We start from the raw sequence: 15,650 nt of genomic DNA, 5'->3' as shown, positions 1-15,650 counted from the left end.
GAAATTGTCATGAGCATGATGCAAGACAAGCGAGTCCTCGTCACCGGCGCCGGCCGCGGCCTGGGCGCCACCATCGCCCAGGGCTTTGCCCGCCAGGGCGCTACGGTGATCGTGGCCGACCTGGACCCCGCATTGGCACGCGCCAGCGCGCAAGCCATCGCGGCCGAGGGCGGCCGCGCGTTCGACGTTGCGCTGGACGTGACCGATGCCGAAGCGGTGCGCGCCTTCGCCGCCGAATCCGCCAGCCGCCACGGCAATATCGACGTGCTGGTCAACAACGCCGGCATCTCGGCGCGCGCCCCGTTCGACGACCCGCAGACGCCGCAGATCTGGGACCGCGTCATGAGCGTGAACCTGCAAGGCACGTTCAACGTCACCCATGCCTTCGTCGAACAGCTCAAGGCGACGCGCGGCGCCGTCGTCAACCTGTGCTCCATCGTGGCGTATGGCTGCGGCATCTCGACGGCGGGCTACGTGGTGTCCAAGGGCGGCGTGCGCTCATTCACCGAGGTGCTGGCACGCGACCTGGCGCCGCACGGCGTGCGCGTGAACGCCGTGGCGCCCGGGCTGATGGAAACGGAAATGACGGCCGGCCAACGCTCGCAAGCGCACGGCACCGATTGGTACATGCAGCGCGCCCCGATGGCACGCGCCGGCCGCGCCGACGAAATCGTCGGCCCCGTGCTGTTCCTGGCTTCCGACATGGCCAGCTACGTGAACGGCGTGGTGCTGCCCGTGGACGGCGGCTACCTGGCCGTATAGGAATCGACATGCAAGCAGACAACACTTCAGGCACCGCGCTGGTCACGGGCGGCGCCAGCGGCATGGGCCTGGCCATCGTGGAGCGCCTGGCACGCGACGGCTTTCGCGCAGTCATGGCCGACCGCAACGCCGAGCTGGCCGCCCGCGAAACCCACGCACTGCAAGCACAAGGCCTTGCCGTCGACTACCGCGTAGTGGACCTGACCGACGAACACGCCACCCGCCAGCTGGTGCGCGAACTGGCGCCGCTGGCCGCGCTGGTCAACAACGCCGGCCTGTTCGACGAGCGCAAGTTCTTTGACGTCACCAGCGACGACTACCGCCGCATGTTCAACGTCAACCTGCTGGCCGTGGCTACGCTCACGCAGGAAGCCGCGCGCGACATGGCCACCGGCGGCAAGATCGTCAACATCGCCTCGCGCGCTTATCTAGGCGCGAGGAACCATCCGCACTACGTGGCCTCGAAAGCCGCGCTGGTGGGCTACACGCGGGCCTCGGCCATGGAGCTGGCGCCGCGCGGCATCCTGGTCAATGCCATCGCACCCGGCCTGATCGACACGCCGCTGCTGCGCAACCTGAGCGCCGAGCGCCTGGCCGCGCAACTGGCCTTGCAGCCCACGGGGCGTGCCGGCCAACCGCAAGACATCGCCAATGCCGTGTCCTTCCTGGCCGCGCCGCACATGGACTTCATTACCGGCCAGGTCATTTTCGTGGACGGCGGCAAATCGCTGGGCGGGTCGGGAGCATAAGCGGCATGGACAGCATCAAATGGGACAAGGAAGTCGACGCGCTGGTCGTCGGCTCGGGCGCGGGCGGCATGAGCGCCGCGCTCACCGCCAGCGTCGAAGGCCTGGACGTACTGTTGGTGGAAAAGACCGGCCACATCGGCGGTTCGACCGCGATTTCGGGCGGTGCGCTGTGGATACCGCTGAACGCGCAGACCGACGCCGCCGGCCATCCCGACAGTTTCGACAAGGTCTGGACCTATCTGCAGGAAACCGTCGGCGCCGCGGCGTCCGACGACATGAAGCGCGCCTACCTGGAAGCCGGGCCGCGCATGATGGACGATCTGGTCGAGCGCGGTTTCCTGCAAGTCGCCGCACGCACCGCGTCGCCCGACTACTACCCCGACCGGCCCGGCGCTGCCCTGGGCGGCCGGTCGCTGGACCCGGTGGAATTCGACGGCCGCAAGCTTGGCCGCCACTTCAAGACGCTGCGCGACCCGCTCAAGGAATTCACGGTGCTGGGCGGCATGATGGTCAACATCACCGACGTGCGGCATCTGCTGCGCGCCACGCGCGCCTTCACCTCCTGGCGGCACGCCATGAAGCTGGTGCTGCGCTATTACGCCGACCGCCTGCGCGGCTATCACCGCGGCACCCGCCTGCTGCTGGGCAACGCGCTGGCCGCGCAGCTGTTCCATGCCATGCTGTCCCGCAACATCCCGTACTGGCTCGATACGCCAGCATTGGGGCTGGTGCGCGGCGACGACGGCGCGGTGCTGGGCGCCACGGTCGAGCACCAAGGCCGGCAGATGAACATCCGCGCCCGCCGCGGCGTGGTGCTGGCCACGGGCGGCTTTCCCTGGGATTCGGCGCGCCGCCAGCAGGCCTACCCGCATCCCACTGGCGACTGGTCGATGTCGCCGCGCGACAATACCGGCGACGGCATCCGCCTGGCCGAAGGCGCGGGTGCCGCGCTGGGCCAGGGCCATAGCAGCCCTGCGTTCTGGGCGCCGGTGTCCATCCTGGAACAGCCGGGCCGCGCACCGCTGCACTATCCCCACCTGGTGTGGGACCGCGCCAAGCCGGGCCTGATCGCGGTCAACAGCGCCGGTCGCCGCTTCGTCAACGAATCGACCTCGTACCACGCGTTCGTCGAAGCCATGTACCGTAGCCACGCCGACACGCCCACGGTGCCCGCCCACCTGCTGTGCGACCAGCGCTTCATCGATACCTGGGGCCTGGGCCTGGCATTGCCCGGCGGCCGGCCGCGGCAGCATTTGATCGACGCCGGCTACCTGGTGCAAGCGCCCACGCTGCAAGCCCTGGCGCAAAAACTGGGCGTGCCCGCCGACGCGCTGGCCGCTACGGTGCAACGCTACAACCAGCATGCCGCAGAAGGACACGACCCCGACTTCGGCAAGGGCGGCACCGCCTACAACCGCTACCTGGGCGACCCCGAGCACGCCCCCAATCCCTGCCTGGCGCCGCTGGGTGCCGGCCCTTACTACGCGGTCAAGGTGGTCCCCGGCGACATCGGCACGGCATGCGGCATTGCGGCAAACCGCAACGCCCAGGCCGTGGACGAAGCCGGCCAGCCGATAGCCGGCCTGTACGTGGTGGGCAATGATATGCACTCGGTCATGGGCGGCGCCTATCCCGCGCCCGGCATCACGCTGGGCCCCGCGCTGACCTTCGGCTGGGTCGCTGGACAACACCTGGCCCACGGCCAACACTGACGCTACGCCAACCCTCAAGGACCCCACATGAAGATCTACTTCTCGCCCGCCTCGCCCTTTGTGCGCAAATGCATGGTCATCGCGCACGAGCTGGGGCTGGTCGACCGCATCGAAAAGCTGCCCAGCGCCGCCGGCCCCGTGGTCCGCGATCAGACCATCATCCCCAGCAATCCGCTGGGCCAGGTGCCCACCCTGCTCACCGATGACGGCCAGGCGCTGTTCGACAGCCGCGTCATCTGCGAATACCTCAACGAGCTGGGCGGCGGCGCACTGTTCCCGGCCGGCGCTACCCGCTGGCGCGCCCTGGCCGAGCAATCGCTGGGCGACGGCATGCTGGGCGCGGCCCTGCTGGCCCGCTACGAAACCGTGCTGCGCCCCGAAGCCCTGCGCTGGGACGGCTGGTACGAAGGCCAGCTGGGCAAGGTGCGCGACGGCCTGGCCCAACTGGAAAAGACCGCCACCAGCCTGGAAGGCCGGCTGGACATCGGCACCATCACCGTGGGCTGCGCCCTGGGCTACCTGGATTTCCGCTACCCCGACTTCGACTGGCGCGCCGGCCACCCCGCCGTTGCCGCCTGGTTCAAGACCTTCAACCAACGTCCGTCGATGCAGGCCACGCTGCCGCACGCCTGAACACGGTTTGGGCAGCCGCGACGCCTGGAGAACCCGCCGGGCTTCAGGTAGGGCGGCTGCCTGGTACGGCGCGTTCGCTTGAACCCGCCGCTGGCCCCTGGCGCTTGCCAGGGGCTTTTTTTTCTTACAGATGGAAATGACGGTGCCGGGGCCGACGTCTATATTGAACTTTCGCAGGGCCTGCCAGCCCAACCCATAGACCCCCCCCAGGGAGCCACGCATGAACGTGACCGCCGTCTCCCCCATCAGCCGAGTCGCCGCGCCCTATGCCGCGCGCATTCCCTTGCTGGATGACACCCGCCCGGTCTGGGAAGCCGAATGGGCCGCGCGCAACGCCGCCACCCGTCAGGCCCAGCGCAGCGCCCAGGCCCAGGCCGCCTGGCAAGCCCAGCGCATTGCCCGCACGGCCACGGACTCGGCCCAGGCCGAACGCGACGTGCGCGCCGCCCAACCCGCCACGACGCAAACGCCGCAAGCGCTGGCCGCCGCCCCCGCCACCGTCAATGTCGACCAACTGCGCGACCTGTACGCCGACGCCCGCCTGCGCCGCGCGGTGGACGATTTCTCGGCGCGCCCCGATCCCGTCGCGCTGCGTGGCGACACCGCCAACGACCTGGGCACCATCGAAGGCCTGACGCCGTTGCAGCCGTATCGCGTGGCGATGGGCAATCCGCAAGTGCAGGAATTGCAGACCGCCGTTGCCATGAAAGCCGCCGGCCTGAATATCCCCAAGGTCGAGAACATCGGCGCCACGGAAAACGTCACCGACAACGCGCGCTACCGTCCCGGCGCACGCACCTGATGCGCGAGAAAAAAGCCGCCCCAGGGCGGCTTTCTGTTGGGCGGACGGTAAGGCTCACCGCCCCTGCCGTCCCGGCCATCGGCCGAACAGCCCGTCACAATCAGTGGAAGAACTCGGCAATCACGGTGGCGCCCATGAAGGTGCCGGCGTTGGCGGCCAGCGACACCACCACGATCTTCCAGCCCAGCTTGCGGAAGGCAGGCAGGTCTTTCAGGATCGACAGGCCGGCCATCGCCAGGATCACCGTCGTGAACGGCAGGAAGTTCACCTTGCCGACGGCGGCGATGATCTGGTCCGAGTACGGCAGCACGCCTGGGCAGCCCACGGTCATCGCGATCAGCGACAGCACGGCCACGGCCGGCAGCTTGGGCACGACACGCAGCAGCAGGTCGGCAATCACGACCAGCAGGATGATGATGGCCATGCCGGGCAGCGCGTCCAGGAACGGCACGTTGTAGCCCAGGCGATTGCCCACCAGCGCGAACAGGCCGCAGATGGCGTAGGCGGTCAGGCGATCGCCAAAGCCCATCTTCACCGAGTGCGAGGGCACTTCGCCGTCAGCCGTATCCGCAGCGGCGGCAGCGGCGGGTTCGGCCTTGGCGCGCGAGAAGCGGCCCAGCACGGGTTCCAGCTTGCCGTACAGGAAGATGGTCGTCGGCAGCGAGATGAACAGCGTGAAGTACACGCCCACCACGGTGGTCAGCAGGTTGGCGGCGGCAGCGAGCGCGGCTACCTGGTGCGCCACTTCCGGCGTCTGCTGCGAGGCAATCGCGCCCACGCCCGCGGCCATCATGCTGCCCGAGCCCACGCCGGCGCCCATGGCGAGCGAACGCGGATCGAAGATGTTCAGGCTGGTGATGAAGCCGGCCATCAGCGCCACGAACAGCGCGCCGATCACGGTGCCGGTGATGTACTCGGCCATCACGCCGCGGCCTTCGGGGGAATTCATGCCGTAGCGCTCGCCGATGATCGCCAGGCTGGGCTCGCGGCCCACCGAGAACGTGGCGCCAATGGCTTCGCGCTTGATGCCCAGCAGCAGGGCCAGCGGCAGGCCGATGGCCATGGTGCCGAAGAAGTGGCCGAATTCCTGGAACACCAGCGCCCAGCCGGCCTCGCGCACCTGCGGCAGCGAGCCGCCCACCATCAGGCCCAGCTTGGCCAGGAACGGCAGCAGTGCGTATTGCAGGTAGCCGCTGATGCGGGTCTGCATGGCGGTGTCGATGCCGGCGCCCGCGGGCAGGCGTTGGCCGAAAGCGGCCACGATCGCGCCGATGAAGATGGCCCAGAGCATGGGCTGCAGAACGATCTTGCCCGGGCCCACCGCGAAGGTGACGCTGCCGATCGCTTCGGACACGATCACCACCAGCAAGATGGCGGCGAGCATGCGGACGCGGCTGGACAGCGACATGGTGGGCGCGGCCAGGCTGGCGCTGGCATGAGACATCGAATTCCCCTGATGAACGTGAGTAGGTTTTAGGGCCGCCCACGGCGCGGCGGACGGCAGCGGCGATTTTCGCCGGGGGGCTGCAAGCCAACCATGACACCACCTGGGCTATTACGTTGCGTAAAATGCAACGGATGGGCTTTTCCTGGGAATTTTTTGCAAGATCACGCAATAACTCAGGGTAAACCCTCGGTATTGTTGCAAATTTTCCGATGCCTTGCCGCCACGGAGCCGCTCCCATGGACGAAAAACTCGACGCCCGCCGCACCCACTACTTCATGCAGGTCATGAGCCGGGGTTCGGTGCGCGGCGCCGCCGAAGTGCTGAACATGGACCCGTCCGCCGTCAGCCGCGCCATCGCCGCGCTGGAACGCGACTGCGGCATGGCGCTGTTCGAGCGCCGGGGCCGCGGCGTCGTGCCCACCGATGCCGGCCACATCCTGGCGCGCTACGTGAAGCGCCAGCAGAACATCCAGGAAAGCTTCTTCTCGGAAATCGACAGCCTGCGCAAGGCCGAACGGGGCCACATCGACCTGGTGCTGGGCGAAGGCTTTGTCGAACTGATGTTCGACCGCGTGCTGCCCGGCTACTGGCGCAGCCACCCGGAGGTGACGCTGGACATCGACGTCGCCCGCACCTCTGAAATCGTGCAGCGCATCGTGGATGACCAGGCCTACATCGGCCTGGTGTTCCAGCCGCCCAACGATGCCCGCCTGCGTACCCACTACTCGCGGCCCGAACCCATCCGCGCCATCGTGCGGCAGGACCATCCGCTGACGCGGCTGCAACGCCCGCTGCTGCTGACCGACCTGGTCGACTACCCCGGCGCATCGATGCAGGAAGGCTTCGGCGTGCGCCAGCACATCCAGGCCGCCGAGATCAGCGAACAGGTGCGCCTGCGCAACGTGCTGACGACGTCTTCCTTCAAGGCGCTGTGGCAGTTCGCCGCCACCGGCATCGGCTACGCCCTGACCCCGCCGATTGCCGTCACCGCCGACATGGCCGCCCAGCGCCTGGCCAGCCTGCCGCTGGCCAACCCGATCCTGAACCAGGGCAGCCTGCACGTGCTCAGCCGCGCCGGACGGCATATCTCGCCCGCCGCCCGCGAACTGCTGGACCATATCGTGCGCGGCATCGGCGCCCCGTCGTCTTCCGCGCTTTGACAAGGCGCATCGCTGCGACGCATCTGATACGGTCTCTTTGCGCGGATCTGCCCCTGTCGCGGCCGGGATGCAACGCCTACAGTGGTTGCATCCCCTTCCTTGCCTGGAGACCCTCATGCTCAGCTTCCTGCGCACGGTCAAATCCGTCCTGTGGGGCTTTTTCGGCGTGCGCCGCGGCCGCGGCTACGACGCCGACATCGCCCACAACAAGCCCGCCCCCCTGATCCTCACCGGCCTGCTGATGGCCGCGTGCCTCGTCGCCATCCTGGTCTTCGTCGCCCGCTGGGCCGTCAACGCGGCGTTGTAACGCCCAATGAAAAATGCCCCGGTGCCTGCGGCACGGGGCATACCGTTATTACTAGAATGACTTAGACGGTCATCAAGCCTGCCTGTTACGGTTATGAATCCCCCCATTGCCCGCCTGCGGCGAGCCTTGCCTTGGGGACTCAGACCGAGAAGACTTCAAGGGCAGTAGACATGTACGTGTATGACCCCGTCGACCAGCAGCTCGTCGAGCAGCGTGTGGCGCAGTTCGCCGACCAGACGCGCCGCTTCCTCGACGGCCAGCTCACCGAAGATGATTTCCGCGTTCTGCGCCTGCAGAACGGCCTGTACATCCAGCGCCATGCGCCGATGCTGCGCGTCGCGATTCCGTACGGCATCCTGGCCTCGCGCCAGCTGCGCACCCTGGCGCACATCGCACGCAAATGGGACCGCGGCTACGGCCACTTCAGCACGCGCCAGAACATCCAGTTCAACTGGCCCAAGCTGGAAGACGTGCCCGACATCCTGGCCGAACTGGCCACGGTGCAGATGCATGCCATCCAGACCAGCGGCAACTGTATCCGCAACACCACCACCGACCATTTCGCGGGCGTCGCGCCCGACGAGCTGATCGATCCGCTGGTGTGGTGCGAGATCATCCGGCAGTGGTCCACGCTGCATCCCGAATTCGCCTTCCTGCCGCGCAAGTTCAAGATCGCCGTCAGCGGCGCCGTCCAGGACCGCGCCGCCGTCGGCGTGCACGACATCGGCCTGCAGGCCGTCGAGCGCGACGGCAAGCTGGGCTTTCGCGTGTGGGTGGGCGGCGGCATGGGCCGCACGCCCATCGTCGGCAAGCTGATCAACCCCTTCGTCGAGTGGCAGGACCTGCTGACCTACATGCAGGCCGCGCTGCGGGTCTACAACCTGCACGGCCGCCGCGACAACAAGTACAAGGCGCGCATCAAGATCCTGGTCAAGGACCTGACGCCCGAGGTCTACGCGCAACAGGTGGATGAACAGTGGCAGCTCATCAAGGGCGGCCCGGACACCATCACGCAGGAATTCGTCGACACCATCGCCGCGCGCTTCGTGTGGCCGCAATACGACGCCAGCGCAGCGGACGAACCCGACAACACGGCCGCCCTGGCCGCCGCCGACCCGCGTTTCGCACGCTGGGTCCGCACCAACGTGCATGCCCACAAGGCCGCCGGCTACGCCGCCGTGACCGTGTCGCTGAAAGCCACCGGCGTGCCGCCGGGCGACATCACCGCCGACCAGATGGACGCGGTGGCTGCACTGGCCGACGAATACGGCTTTGGCGAACTGCGCGTGTCGCATGAACAGAACCTGATCCTGGCCGACGTACGCCGCGCGCGCCTGCACGAACTCTGGGGCAAGCTGGACGCGCTGAACCTGGCCACGGCCAATGTCGGCCTGCTCACCAACATCATCGCCTGTCCGGGCGGGGATTTCTGCGCGCTGGCCAATGCCGTGTCGATCCCCGTCGCCGAGGCCATCCAGCGCCAGTTCGACAACCTGGACTACCTGTTCGAGATCGGCGAGCTGGACCTGAACATCTCCGGCTGCATCAACTCTTGCGGCCACCACCACGTGGGCCACATCGGCATCCTGGGTGTCGATAAGGCCGGCGAAGAGTGGTATCAGGTCACCATCGGCGGACGCCAGAACGGCGCCGCCAAGCCGCTGCCCGACATTGAATCCACCAAGGGCGGCGGCGCCGCCATCGGCCGCATCATCGGCCCGTCGTTCGCCCGCGACCAGGTGCCCGGCGTGGTCGACCGCCTGATCCAGACCTACCTGGGCCTGCGCGACAGCGAAGAAGAACGCTTCATCGACGTGGTGGACCGCGTCGGCATCGACCCTTTCAAACAGGACGTCTACGCCGACCCCGCCTTCGCCAAGCCCGCCCAGGAGGCCGCCCATGTCTGAGGTCTACGCCCATGACGCGCCCGGCCCGCACCTGATCCGCAACGGCCAGCTGCAAGCCGACACCGCGCGCACCTTCGTGCCCGAACCTGAAGTGGCCGCCGAAGGCCAGGTGCCCAGCGACGAGCCGGGCTGGATCGTGCCGCTGGCCACCTGGAAGGCTTCGCACGCCACGCTGCGCCGCCACCAGCATCCGGTGGCCGTGCTGCTGGCGCCGGACGCCGACCTGCGCGACCTGCTCGATGCCGACGGCACGCTCAACCCCGCCGGCATCGCCTTCATCGCGGTGGACTTTCCCGTCTACACCGATGGCCGCGGCTACTCGCTGGCGCAACTGCTGCGCACGCGCTACCAGTGGACGGGCGAATTGCGCGCCGTCGGCGACGTGATGATCGACACCATTCACTACCAGGCGCGCGTCGGCTTCGACAGCTTCCTGGTCAAGCCGGGCCACGATCCGCGCAAGGCGCTGGATGCGTTCAAGACGTTCACGGTGCACTACCAGAAGACCTACCGCGCCCCGGCGCCGGCCCAGGTCTGATCCACACGCTGTCGACCGGGGATGCACCCGGATCGACAGCGTCCCCCGCTTTCCTGACGACCCTCAGGCCTGTTCCCCCGGCATGGTCCAGCGCTGGCGCTTGATCTCGTCTTGCGCCAGCTGCGCGCGGATCAGGTCGGCGATGCTGCGCTGGCGCGGCGCCTGCATGCGGCTGATCAGGCTGGACACGCTGACCGCCAGCCGCGGATAGCCGCTGGCATCGCACAACGCCACCCCCACGCCCAGCACGCCCGGCACCGCCGCATTGCCCACCACCGCCCAACCGCGGTCGCGGGTGTTTTCCGCCAGGCGCCGCATCTGCGCCACCGTCATGCCGCCATAGGCCCGCAAGGCCTGTTCGTTCTGCAGGATGACTTCGTCGGCTTCGGCCGCCGGCAGCGCCCCCAGCAGCGCCAACCCGGCCGCGCCCACACCCAGCGGCTGGCGATGGCCCACCGTCACGGCCAGCACCTGCACGGGATAGTTGCCCACCTCGCGATGCAGGCACAGTGAATCGCCGCCAGCCCGGCAGATCAGAAAGGCCGAATCGCCGCTGACATCGCTGATCTGCCGCAGCACCGGCCGCAGGCTGCGCACGGCCTGGGCATGCGGATCGCCGGCCATCATCACGCCCAGCTCCGCCATGCGCCAGCGCGGCGCGTCGGCCTCGCGCAGCGCATAGCCTTCTTCGGCCAGCACGTCCAGATAGCGGTACACCGTAGACCGCTGCATGCCTGCCGCCCGCGCGATGTCCGTCACGTGCATGCCGACCGCGCCGGCCTGGCGCAACACGGCCAGCACCCGCAGACCGCGCCGCAGCACGCGCGGCCCATCGCCCTCTGTCTCCGTCTTGTTCATTTTCTGGACACCTTGCGTTGATGACGCGCCTATCAAAGCCCACTATGAAGGCGGGCAGGCAAAGATCTGTCCAAATATTAGACAAACAGGACGGAGACAACCATGAAGACATTGAGCAAGCGGCTCACCGCCGCGGCGGCAGCCCTCGCGGGGGCCCTGACCCTGGCCGCGCCCGCCACCGCCACCAAGCCCTACCCCGAACGCCCGGTGACGCTGGTGGTGGGCTATGCCGCGGGCGGCGCCACCGACATCGTGGCCCGGCTGGTAGCCAAGGCACTGACCGAAGAACTGGGCCAGACCATCGTGGTGGAAAACAAGACGGGCGCCAATAGCAACATCGGCGCCGAAATCGTCTCGCGCGCCGCGCCCGACGGCTACACGCTGTATGTCGGTTCCATCGCCAACACCATCAACCGCACGCTCTACAGCCAGCTGAACTACGACTTCGTCAAAGACTTCAAGCCCATCGGCCTGTTGGCGACCATTCCGAACATCCTGGTCGTCAACCCCAAGGTGCCGATCAAGAGCGTGCAGGAATACATCGCCTACGCCAAGAAAAACCCCGGCAAGCTGACCTGCGCCTCGTCGGGCAGCGGCTCGTCCATCCACCTGTCGTGCGAGCTGTTCAAGATGCGCACCGGCACCGACATCCTGCACGTGCCCTACCGCGGCAGCGGCCCGGCCGTGGCCGACCTGCTGGGCGGCCAGGTGGATTCCATGTTCGACAACCTGCCGTCGTCGCTGCCGCACGTGCAGGCCGGCAAGCTGCGCGCCATCGGCGTCACCTCGCCAGAGCGCCTGCCCGCCGTACCCGACGTGCCGACGCTGGCCGAATCGGGCCTGCCCGGCTTCGACGTTGAATCCTGGTTCGGCCTGATGGCGCCGGCCGGCACGCCCCAAGCCGTCGTCGACCGCCTGAACGAGGCCATGAACAAGGCACTGGCCAACCCCGCGCTGCAAGCGTCCTACAAGCAATCCGGCTTCTACGCGCCGCAACCGCCCAACACGCAAGAGACATTCGCCAAGATGATCGCCAGCGAAATCGACAAATGGGGCGCCGTGGTCAAGAGCGCCGACATCAAAGCCAACTGAGGAGCACAGGGTGTACCCGATTGATTTCTTTTTCCGCGCCGCCGAGCAATACCCGGACCGCGTGGCGCTGGACGCGCCCGAAGGCCAGGTGACGTATGCGCGGCTGGCCGCGGACGTGCGGGCGCTGGCGGCCGCCCTGCAAGACCTGGACCCGGCGCCGCAGACCCGCGTGGCCCTGTGCGCCGGCAATTCCAGTCGCCATATCCTGGCGCTGTTGGCAGTGCTGGCCAGCGGCAAAATCTGGGTGCCGCTGAACTACCGCAGCACCGCGCGTGAAATCGGGCGCATCCTGGACGCCACCGAGCCGTCGATCGTCATCGTCGATGCGGCCGGCGACGCGCTGGTGCCCACCGGCGTGGGCCAGCGCATCAGCCTGGGGGTCGACGCGGCCGGCCTGGCCGTGGACGCCCTGCTGGCGGGCGCCGCCGGCCGCGAGCCGCTGCGCCATGCCTTGCCGCGCGAGGCCACCCAGGCCATCAAGTTCACCGGCGGCACCACCGGCCTGCCCAAGGGCGTGATGCAGCCTTATCACGCCTGGAACGCCGGCATCATCAACCAGATCACCAACTGGGGGCTGACGCCCGACGACCGCTATGTGGTCGCCGCCCCCGTCACGCACGGCACGGGCACCTACCTGTTGCCGGTGCTGGCCAGCGGCGGCGCGCACGTGCTGCTGGATGCCGCCACGCCCGCTGCCATCACCGCCGCCTTTCGCGAGCGTGGCGGCACGCTCAGCTTCATGCCGCCCACCCTGATCTACATGATCATGGCGCAGCCCGGCGTGTCGCGCGCCGACTTTCCCCGGCTGCGCAACCTGATCTACGGCGGCGCGCCCATGCCACCCGAAAAGATCGAGCGCGCCCGCGCGTTCTTCGGCCCCGTGCTGGGTACCACCTACGGCCAGACCGAAGCGCCGCAGATCGTCACGGTGCTGCGCCCCGCCGACCTGGAAGCCTCCGAGAACCGCGCCTCGGTCGGACGCGTCACCTGGCTGTCGGACGTGGCCATCATGGCGCCCGATGGCGCACTGTTGCCACGCGGCGAAATCGGCGAAGTGGTGGTGCGCGGCGACCTGGTCATGTCCGGCTACTGGCGCCTGCCCGAGAAAACCGCCGAGACCATCATCGACGGCTGGCTGCACACCGGCGATACCGGCCTGATCGACGCCCGCGGCTACCTGTTCCTGAAAGACCGCCTGCGCGACGTCATCATCACCGGCGGCTTCAACGTGTACCCGGTGGACGTCGAGAATGCCCTGTCCGCCCACCCGGCCGTGTACGAATGCTCGGTCTTCGGCCTGCCCGACGACAAATGGGGCGAAGCCGTCCACGCCGCCGTGCAGTTCCACCCCGGCGCCACGGCCGATGCCGATGCACTCAAGGCCCACGTGCGCGGCCTGCTAGGCCCCGTCGCCACGCCCAAGCAGTTCCATATCCACGACAGCCTGCCGCGTTCGCCCGTCGGCAAGGTGCTGAAAAACGCCGTGCGCGACGCGGCCCTGAAGGAGACCCCATGAACACGCCCGAAACCCGCTTGTGCGCCCATCACCTGACCGGCATGTCCTACCGCGACGTCGACCTGGTCGAAGACCTGATCGGCAAGAAGAGCTTCACCGAAGTGATGATCATGCAGATCCTGGGGCGCGAGGCGCGGCCGGTGGACATGCGCATCGTCGACGCGGTGCTGGTCACGCTGATGGAACACGGCATGACGCCCAGCGCCATCGCCACGCGCCTGATCTACATGAGCGCGCCCGAAAACCTGCAAGGCGCCGTGGCCTCCGGCCTGATGGCGGTGGGCAGCCAGTTCGTCGGCACCATGGAAAACTGCTCGCGCCTGCTGGACCGCATCCGCCAGGCCGCCGACGGCGCGGCCGAGGCCCAGGCGATTGCGCGTGAATTCCGGCAAAGCCGCCAGGCCCTGCCCGGCTTCGGCCACCACCTGCACAAGCCCGACGATCCCCGCTCGATCAAGCTGCTGGCGCTGGCCGAAGCCGAGCCCGACCTGCCCGGCGATTCGCTCAAGGCCCTGCGCCTGTTGGCGGCGGCGGTGGACGAGGTCTACGGCAAGCACATCACCATCAACGCCACTGGCGCGGTGGCCGCGCTGCTGAGTGAAATCGGCGTGCCGACGGCCCTGATGCGCGGCTTTGCCGTCATCTCGCGCGCGGCCGGCTTGGTGTCGCACGTGGCCGAAGAACAGCAAAGTCCCTCCGGCCGCTACATCTGGGAAACCATCGACCACGCGATTCCCTACGTCGGCCAGGGCAAGTCGCACCAGAACAGCGGGGACGCGTCGTGATGCCCCCGCCCGCCGCGCCCGGCGCCCGCCTGGCCGGCAAGGTCGTGCTGGTGGCCGGCGCCGGCGCGTCGGCCGCCGGCTGGAGCATCGGCAAGGCCAGCTGCGTGACGCTGGCGCGCCAGGGCGCCGCGATCATCGCGCTGGACGCCAGCCTGGTGGCGGCCGAAGAGGCGGCGCACGAAGTCGAACAGGCCGGCGGCAGCGCCCTGCCCGTGCAGGCCGACGTGGCCGACCCGGACGCCATGCAAGTCGCCGTGGGCGCCGCAATGCGCCGCTACGGCCGCATCGACGCCTTGCAGGCCAACGCCGGCATCGGCCAGGTGGGCGGCCCGGAAGACATCTCGCTGCCCGACTGGGACCGCATCCAGCAGGTCAACGTCACCAGCCTGCTCATCGCCCTGCGCCTGCTGGCGCCGCTGATGCGGCAGCAGGGCGGCGGGTCCGTCGTGACGGTCTCTTCCGTGGCCGGCATCCGCTACACCGGCTATCCGCACCTGGCCTACAGCGTCAGCAAGGCCGCAGTGATTCATTTCGCGCGCATGACGGCGCAGCAGTATGCCGCCGACGGCATCCGCGTGAACACGGTGATTCCGGGCTTGATCGACACCCCGCGCGTAGCCAGGAACGTGGCGCGCATGTTCGACGCCGACGACCTGCAAGCCGCCCGCGCGGCGCGCGACCGGCAGGTGCCAATGGGCCGCATGGGCACGCCCTGGGAAGTGGCGAACGCGGTGGCGTTCCTGATGTCGGACGAAGCGTCCTACATCACTGGAACGGAACTGCTGGTGGATGGCGGGCTGACGGGCAAGTACGCGTAAGGCCACACCGCCGCGCTACGGCAGCGCAGGGAAACGGGCCGCGATGGCGTCGCCCGTGAACTGCGCCACCCAGCCGGCCGGATCGTTGAACAGCCGGATACAGGTGAAGGCCGGCGCAGAGCCCATGTCGAACCAATGTGGCACGCCGGCGGGCACCGAGATCAGATCGTCCTTTTCGCACAGCACCGCATAGACGCGGCCGTCGGCATGCAGCGTGAACAGCCCGCTGCCTGCCACGAAAAAGCGCACCTCGTCATCCGCATGCGTGTGCTCGGCCAGGAACTTGCGGCGCAAGGCGTCGCGGTCGGGATGCAAAGGGTCCAGGCTGACCACGTCGACGCTGCGGTAGCCGCGCTCGGCCACCAATCGGTCGATCTCGGGCCGATACGCCGCCAGCACGTCGGCCTGCGGCGCCCCCGGCGCAACGGGCGCCTGCGCCTGCCAACGCTCGAAGGTCACGCCGATGGCGGCCAGCTCGCGTCGGATCTCGCCGGCATCGTCGATGCGGCGACCGTCGGCGGGGTCATCCTGCGGATAGATCGTCAGCGAGGACATGGGCGCAGC

Annotated in this window: 16 protein-coding genes; 13 read left to right on the top strand and 3 right to left on the bottom strand. The window is 68.4% G+C overall.

Annotation, left to right across the window (positions count from 1 at the left end; translation table 11 throughout):
• Nucleotides 1-9: 9 nt before the first annotated feature.
• From AC3WMR_RS27545 to AC3WMR_RS27525, 5 genes are all read left to right on the top strand, one after another.
• Entirely contained in the window at nt 10-762 is a 753-nt protein-coding gene (locus AC3WMR_RS27545; RefSeq protein ID WP_492266268.1) for an SDR family NAD(P)-dependent oxidoreductase, read from the top strand.
• An 8-nt stretch (nt 763-770) separates the two neighbouring features.
• Complete coding sequence (locus tag AC3WMR_RS27540) at nt 771-1,511, top strand: SDR family NAD(P)-dependent oxidoreductase (RefSeq protein WP_492266267.1); 741 nt, start codon at nt 771-773, stop codon at nt 1,509-1,511.
• A 5-nt stretch (nt 1,512-1,516) separates the two neighbouring features.
• On the top strand, nt 1,517-3,223 hold the full coding sequence (locus tag AC3WMR_RS27535) for an FAD-dependent oxidoreductase (protein ID WP_492266266.1): 1,707 nt from the start codon (nt 1,517-1,519) through the stop codon (nt 3,221-3,223).
• Nucleotides 3,224-3,250: 27 nt separating this feature from the next.
• On the top strand, nt 3,251-3,856 hold the full coding sequence (locus tag AC3WMR_RS27530) for a glutathione S-transferase (RefSeq protein ID WP_492266265.1): 606 nt from the start codon (nt 3,251-3,253) through the stop codon (nt 3,854-3,856).
• Between the two features lie 220 nt (nt 3,857-4,076).
• On the top strand, nt 4,077-4,658 hold the full coding sequence (locus AC3WMR_RS27525; RefSeq protein WP_492266264.1) for a hypothetical protein: 582 nt from the start codon (nt 4,077-4,079) through the stop codon (nt 4,656-4,658).
• A gap of 100 nt (nt 4,659-4,758) precedes the next feature.
• On the opposite strand, the gene AC3WMR_RS27520 is transcribed toward AC3WMR_RS27525, so the two are convergent.
• The gene (locus AC3WMR_RS27520) at nt 4,759-6,102 is read right to left on the bottom strand and encodes a DUF3100 domain-containing protein (RefSeq protein ID WP_492266263.1); all 1,344 of its coding nucleotides are present in this window, start codon (nt 6,100-6,102) and stop codon (nt 4,759-4,761) included.
• A 239-nt stretch (nt 6,103-6,341) separates the two neighbouring features.
• On the opposite strand from AC3WMR_RS27520, the gene AC3WMR_RS27515 reads away from it, so the two are divergent.
• The 4 genes from AC3WMR_RS27515 (at nt 6,342) to AC3WMR_RS27500 (ending at nt 10,017) form a co-directional block, all read left to right on the top strand.
• On the top strand, nt 6,342-7,265 hold the full coding sequence (locus AC3WMR_RS27515) for a LysR family transcriptional regulator (protein WP_263915193.1): 924 nt from the start codon (nt 6,342-6,344) through the stop codon (nt 7,263-7,265).
• 115 nt (nt 7,266-7,380) lie between these two features.
• Entirely contained in the window at nt 7,381-7,572 is a 192-nt protein-coding gene (locus tag AC3WMR_RS27510) for a DUF2970 domain-containing protein (protein ID WP_492266262.1), read from the top strand.
• Nucleotides 7,573-7,742: 170 nt separating this feature from the next.
• Nucleotides 7,743-9,479, top strand: coding sequence for a nitrite/sulfite reductase (locus tag AC3WMR_RS27505; RefSeq protein WP_025138465.1), 1,737 nt, complete (start codon nt 7,743-7,745; stop codon nt 9,477-9,479).
• Complete coding sequence (locus tag AC3WMR_RS27500; protein ID WP_025138464.1) at nt 9,472-10,017, top strand: DUF934 domain-containing protein; 546 nt, start codon at nt 9,472-9,474, stop codon at nt 10,015-10,017. The genes AC3WMR_RS27505 and AC3WMR_RS27500 overlap by 8 nt, the downstream gene beginning before the upstream one ends.
• A gap of 63 nt (nt 10,018-10,080) precedes the next feature.
• Here the strand turns inward: AC3WMR_RS27500 and AC3WMR_RS27495 are convergent, their stop codons facing one another.
• Nucleotides 10,081-10,875, bottom strand: coding sequence for an IclR family transcriptional regulator (locus AC3WMR_RS27495; protein ID WP_492266261.1), 795 nt, complete (start codon nt 10,873-10,875; stop codon nt 10,081-10,083).
• A gap of 102 nt (nt 10,876-10,977) precedes the next feature.
• On the opposite strand from AC3WMR_RS27495, the gene AC3WMR_RS27490 reads away from it, so the two are divergent.
• From AC3WMR_RS27490 to AC3WMR_RS27475, 4 genes are read left to right on the top strand one after another with little or no spacing between them, the layout of a single operon-like run.
• The gene (locus AC3WMR_RS27490; RefSeq protein ID WP_492266260.1) at nt 10,978-11,967 is read left to right on the top strand and encodes a tripartite tricarboxylate transporter substrate binding protein; all 990 of its coding nucleotides are present in this window, start codon (nt 10,978-10,980) and stop codon (nt 11,965-11,967) included.
• A gap of 10 nt (nt 11,968-11,977) precedes the next feature.
• Nucleotides 11,978-13,483 (top strand): class I adenylate-forming enzyme family protein, encoded by a 1,506-nt coding sequence (locus AC3WMR_RS27485; RefSeq protein WP_492266259.1) that lies wholly within the window; start codon nt 11,978-11,980, stop codon nt 13,481-13,483.
• Entirely contained in the window at nt 13,480-14,268 is a 789-nt protein-coding gene (locus tag AC3WMR_RS27480; protein WP_492266258.1) for a citryl-CoA lyase, read from the top strand. The genes AC3WMR_RS27485 and AC3WMR_RS27480 overlap by 4 nt, the downstream gene beginning before the upstream one ends.
• On the top strand, nt 14,268-15,086 hold the full coding sequence (locus AC3WMR_RS27475; protein ID WP_492266309.1) for an SDR family NAD(P)-dependent oxidoreductase: 819 nt from the start codon (nt 14,268-14,270) through the stop codon (nt 15,084-15,086). The genes AC3WMR_RS27480 and AC3WMR_RS27475 overlap by 1 nt, the downstream gene beginning before the upstream one ends.
• Nucleotides 15,087-15,101: 15 nt before the next feature.
• Here AC3WMR_RS27475 and AC3WMR_RS27470 read toward each other — a convergent pair whose 3' ends face one another.
• Entirely contained in the window at nt 15,102-15,641 is a 540-nt protein-coding gene (locus AC3WMR_RS27470) for a 1,2-dihydroxy-3-keto-5-methylthiopentene dioxygenase (protein ID WP_492266257.1), read from the bottom strand.
• Between the last annotated feature and the right edge of the window lie 9 nt (nt 15,642-15,650).

It is taken from the genome of Achromobacter sp. FW305-C-28 (genome assembly GCF_058783235.1).
This window is presented reverse-complemented; position numbering and strand designations above follow the sequence as displayed.

Coding starts and splice junctions, on each gene's coding strand:
- AC3WMR_RS27545 (WP_492266268.1), top strand. CDS start 10: ATGAGCATGATGCAAGACAAGCGAGTCCTCGTCACCGGCGCCGGCCGC.
- AC3WMR_RS27540 (WP_492266267.1), top strand. CDS start 771: ATGCAAGCAGACAACACTTCAGGCACCGCGCTGGTCACGGGCGGCGCC.
- AC3WMR_RS27535 (WP_492266266.1), top strand. CDS start 1,517: ATGGACAGCATCAAATGGGACAAGGAAGTCGACGCGCTGGTCGTCGGC.
- AC3WMR_RS27530 (WP_492266265.1), top strand. CDS start 3,251: ATGAAGATCTACTTCTCGCCCGCCTCGCCCTTTGTGCGCAAATGCATG.
- AC3WMR_RS27525 (WP_492266264.1), top strand. CDS start 4,077: ATGAACGTGACCGCCGTCTCCCCCATCAGCCGAGTCGCCGCGCCCTAT.
- AC3WMR_RS27520 (WP_492266263.1), bottom strand. CDS start 6,102: ATGTCTCATGCCAGCGCCAGCCTGGCCGCGCCCACCATGTCGCTGTCC.
- AC3WMR_RS27515 (WP_263915193.1), top strand. CDS start 6,342: ATGGACGAAAAACTCGACGCCCGCCGCACCCACTACTTCATGCAGGTC.
- AC3WMR_RS27510 (WP_492266262.1), top strand. CDS start 7,381: ATGCTCAGCTTCCTGCGCACGGTCAAATCCGTCCTGTGGGGCTTTTTC.
- AC3WMR_RS27505 (WP_025138465.1), top strand. CDS start 7,743: ATGTACGTGTATGACCCCGTCGACCAGCAGCTCGTCGAGCAGCGTGTG.
- AC3WMR_RS27500 (WP_025138464.1), top strand. CDS start 9,472: ATGTCTGAGGTCTACGCCCATGACGCGCCCGGCCCGCACCTGATCCGC.
- AC3WMR_RS27495 (WP_492266261.1), bottom strand. CDS start 10,875: ATGAACAAGACGGAGACAGAGGGCGATGGGCCGCGCGTGCTGCGGCGC.
- AC3WMR_RS27490 (WP_492266260.1), top strand. CDS start 10,978: ATGAAGACATTGAGCAAGCGGCTCACCGCCGCGGCGGCAGCCCTCGCG.
- AC3WMR_RS27480 (WP_492266258.1), top strand. CDS start 13,480: ATGAACACGCCCGAAACCCGCTTGTGCGCCCATCACCTGACCGGCATG.
- AC3WMR_RS27475 (WP_492266309.1), top strand. CDS start 14,268: ATGCCCCCGCCCGCCGCGCCCGGCGCCCGCCTGGCCGGCAAGGTCGTG.
- AC3WMR_RS27470 (WP_492266257.1), bottom strand. CDS start 15,641: ATGTCCTCGCTGACGATCTATCCGCAGGATGACCCCGCCGACGGTCGC.